This window comes from Acidithiobacillus sp. TH-A35, from assembly GCF_057473505.1.
In genome coordinates this window covers 1-4,355 of the sequence record NZ_JBYCKR010000068.1, presented here as the reverse complement: position 1 = coordinate 4,355, position 4,355 = coordinate 1, and the positions used below count along the sequence as shown (strand labels likewise).

Genomic DNA, 4,355 nt, shown 5'->3' with positions numbered 1-4,355 from the left:
CTGGACGCCTTCACACACGCCTATAACGAGGTGGCGACGGGGGCCGCGTTTTATCCGGCAGACGTATTTCTCCGGGAAAGTCTCCTGGAACTGGCGCTTTGGGAGCGTCTCCTGGACGGCATCCCTGAGCTCCTAGAGCCACTGCAAGAAGATTCCCTGCGCAGCACCCTACAGATTCTTTTGGCCAGTATGGACGCTGCACCTGAACAAACACCCGGCGACGCTATTTGGGCTGCTTTGACATGAAGGGCGTGCAAAAATGAAAAGGAAACCTGCACTGTGGCCGGGTCATTCCTATCCATTAGGCGCAGAATGGGATGGCAATGGAATCAATTTTGCGCTTTTTTCCGGGCAGGCCGAGCGCGTGGAACTCTGTCTGTTCGATGCTCAGGGGGAGCGGGAGACGCATCGACTCCCCCTACCCGAGAAAAGTAACGAAATCTGGCACGGCTATCTGCCTGATGCTAAGCCCGGCCTTGTCTATGGCTACCGGGTATATGGTCCCTATGCACCCGAACAGGGTCAACGCTGCAATCCCCACAAACTTCTGCTGGACCCCTACGCCAAGGCGATTGTGGGCACACTGGACTGGAATGACGCGCATTTCGGCTACCGCATCGGCAACGTCAAAGCGGATCTGTCGTTAGATAAGCGGGATAATGCTCCACAGATGCTCAAGGCAGCCGTGGTGGATAACCGATTCGATTGGGGCGATGACCGGCCGCCGCACACCCCCTGGTCGGACACGGTTATCTATGAGGCCCATGTGCGTGGGCTCAGTATGCAGCACCCCAAGGTTCCCAAAAACCTCCGCGGGACCTGTGCCGGCCTTGCCTCAGCGCCCATACTCGGGCACCTACAAAAGCTCGGAGTGACCGCCATCGAATTGTTGCCGATACAGACTTTTGTAGATGACCGCGATCTGGTGGAGCGTAGGCTGCGCAACTACTGGGGTTACAATTCCCTGGGCTTTTTCGCACCCCATCCCCTGTATCTGGCGAGCGGTAAAATCGACGAGTTCAGGGAAATGGTCAAGGCACTCCATAAATCGGGTATCGAGGTGATTCTGGATGTGGTCTACAATCATACAGCCGAAGGCAACCAATTGGGCCCCACCCTCAGCTTCCGCGGTATCGACAACGCCGCCTATTATCGCCTGGTAGCGAATAAGCCCCGCTATTACACCGATACCACTGGTTGTGGTAACTCCTTCAATGCCGATCACCCAAGGGTCACGCAGCTTATTCTGGACTCCCTGCGTTATTGGGTGGAAGAAATGCACGTGGACGGCTTCCGCTTCGATCTCGCCGTTTCTCTGACGCGCCCCTTCCGTCCTGGCGACCGCATGGGACCACTCTTCGAAATCCTGCTCCAGGATCCCGTGCTCGCCCGGGTCAAGCTCATTGCTGAGCCCTGGGACCTGGGGAAAGGTGGTTACAAACTGGGTGCATTTCCGCCCGGCTGCGCGGAGTGGAACGACCGCTACTGGAATACTTTGCGGGCCTTCTGGAAAGGCGACAACGGACAACTGGGAGGACTTGCCGCGTGTCTGGGCGGCTCCGCTGATTTGTATACCAGGGCCGGGCGCGGCCCCACCGCCAGCATCAATTTCCTTACCGTCCATGATGGTTTCTCCCTGCATGATCTGGTGAGCTACAACGAAAAACACAACGAAGCTAATCAGAATGACAATCAGGACGGCAGCGATAATAATCTTCTCTGGAATTGCGGCGCCGAAGGCGAGACGGATAACGCTGAGGTTAACGCCCTGCGCGCTCGGCAGCAGCGCAATCTTCTGGCCAGTCTGCTGTTCTCCCAAGGGGTACCCATGCTGCTGGCGGGTGATGAACTCAGCCACAGTCAACAGGGCAACAACAACGTCTATTGCCAGGATAACCCCTTGAGTTGGCTGAGTTGGGACGTCAACGCAGTGCAGCAAAAGCAACTGGATTTCCTCACACAAATAATCCAGTTGCGCCGGGATCATCCCAGCTTGCGACGCCGGCATTTTTTCCGCGGCCAGGCCGTAGCGCCAGACCAGACTATGGATGTCATCTGGCTTCATCCCGACGGACGAGAAATGGACGCCGAAGATTGGCAGGAAGGTGACGCACACTGCCTGGGTTTATACCTGGCGGGCACGGAGCTCACAGATCTGGATGCACAGGGTCGGCCGGTAAAGGACGAGGATTTTCTGCTCCTGCTGAATGCCTTTCACGATGGTATACCCTTTACTCTGCCGTCGCTGCCTGATGACAAATCATCCTGGGAACTCCTGCTGGATACCGCTCAGGACGACGGCGCGGCCAAAGGGGTGCAGCAGAGTGGAGAGAGCTATCCGCTGCAAGGGCGTTCCCTCGTCCTCCTGCATCACGGAGGAATGAGAAAATGATCCGCCGCCACGACATGCCCTTTGGGGCAATGTTGGAGGCGGAAGGGGTCCTTTTTCGGCTTTGGGCGCCGCGCGTGCAGCAGTTGGAGATCGTTCTGTCCTGGGCGGGCGGCAAGAAACGGCGCACCATGGAGAGCGCGGCTGGTGGCTGGTGGCACCACTTCGCTCCGGGCCTAGGCAGCGGCGTCTGTTATCAGTTCCTACTGCCCGACGGGAGTGCCGTCCCCGATCCCGCCTCCCGATATCAACCCGAAGATGCCCAGGGTCCGTCGCTGGTCATCGACCCCGCCGCCTACGCCTGGCAGGATGACCGTTGGCGGGGTCGACCGTGGCATGAGACCGTGATCTACGAACTCCATGTGGGGACCTTCACCCCCGAAGGGACTTACCGGGCCGCCATGGAACGCCTGGATGATCTGGCAGATCTGGGCATTACGGCGGTGGAACTTATGCCATTAGCAGACTTTCCCGGCCGCCGGAACTGGGGCTATGATGGCGTGCTCCCTTTCGCCCCGGATGCCGTTTATGGCGGGCCGGAAGATCTCAAGGCTCTGGTGGACGCCGCCCATGGCAAAGGGCTCATGGTCTTCCTGGACGTGGTTTATAACCACTTCGGCCCCGAGGGCAATGCGCTGCATCGCTATGCCGAGGATTTTTTCACCCCAAGGCATCATACTCCCTGGGGTCCCGCCATCAATTTTGACGGACCGAACAGCCGCGTGGTACGCGACTTTTTCCGGCATAATGCCCTGTATTGGCTGGAGGAATACCATTTTGATGGACTGCGTTTCGACGCCGTACATGCCATCTGCGACGACTCCCATCCCGATATCCTGGAAGAAATCGCCGCCGCTGTGGCCGCCGGACCCGGGCAGGATCGTCAGATCCACCTGATGCTCGAAAATGATCACAATGCTGCTCACTATCTTGGATCAGGGGGCTATCGGGCCCAATGGAATGACGATTTCCACCATGCGCTGCATGTGCTGCTGACAGGGGAGAAGGACGGCTATTACAGGGATTTTTCCGACCAGCCCACCAATCATCTGGGTCGTTGTCTGGCGGAGGGTTTTGCCTGGCAGGGCCAACCTTCTGTCTATCGCGACCATCGTGCCCGTGGTGAAGCCAGCGCCTATCTGCCCCCCGTCGCTTTTATCAACTTTTTGCAAAACCATGATCAGATTGGCAATCGCGCCCTGGGCGAGAGGCTCTCCTGCCTCTGCCCCGCCGCAGCCCTGCGTGCTGCCGTCGCAGTGTTACTTCTCTCTCCAGCGGTGCCGCTCCTCTTCATGGGGGAAGAGTTCGGCGCCATCAGCCCTTTCCTGTTCTTCTGTGATTTCGGTGAAGAACTGAGTCAAACTGTGCGGGAGGGACGGCGCTGGGAATTTGCCGCTTTCGCGCATTTTTCCACCGGGAAGACAGCAGCGCAAATCCCAGACCCTGGTGCTGAATCGACCTTTATCGCCAGCACACTGGATTGGACACAGCGTAATCTCGTCCCGCACGCGGATTGGTTACAGTATTACCGCCGGCTTTTACAGATCCGGAGGGACGAGATTGTGCTCCGTCTCGCCGGAGTCCCGGGGGACAGCGGCACTTGGCATCTTCTGGGAAAAACCGGCCTGGCAGTGCACTGGCATTTGGCCGACGGCGCCATACTCTCTCTCTACGGGCAATGGGCACCTGAACCCCTGTTTTTGGACCTGATTCCTAAAGGCCGGTTGGTCTTTGCGCAACCACAGGAGGCAACAGTCCTGTTGCAACAAAAACGCCTCCCCGGTTGGGGAGTGCTCTGTCTGCTGGATGAAGACGCTGGGGAGCAATACCCATGAAGGCGCCTTTCGACAAAAACCTGATCCGTGCACTGTGCCAAAGCTATGGCGTTCTGGAGCATTATCACAACGTCGTCGGAAGAAAACACGTTGTCCCTCAAGGCACCTTGCTGGCCTTGTTAAAAGCTTTG

Annotated in this window: 3 protein-coding genes; all 3 read left to right on the top strand. The window is 57.9% G+C overall.

The window, feature by feature from the left end; all coding sequences use genetic code 11:
- The coding region (locus AC2VNK_RS02655; protein WP_486882706.1) for a hypothetical protein at positions 1–246 on the top strand (246 nt) is incomplete at its 5' end.
- Between the two features lie 13 nt (positions 247–259).
- On the top strand, positions 260–2,392 hold the full coding sequence (gene glgX / locus AC2VNK_RS02650) for a glycogen debranching protein GlgX (RefSeq protein WP_486882705.1): 2,133 nt from the start codon (positions 260–262) through the stop codon (positions 2,390–2,392).
- On the top strand, positions 2,389–4,224 hold the full coding sequence (treZ, locus tag AC2VNK_RS02645) for a malto-oligosyltrehalose trehalohydrolase (protein ID WP_486882704.1): 1,836 nt from the start codon (positions 2,389–2,391) through the stop codon (positions 4,222–4,224). Before glgX ends, treZ begins: the two co-directional genes overlap by 4 nt.
- Positions 4,225–4,355: the final 131 nt, after the last annotated feature.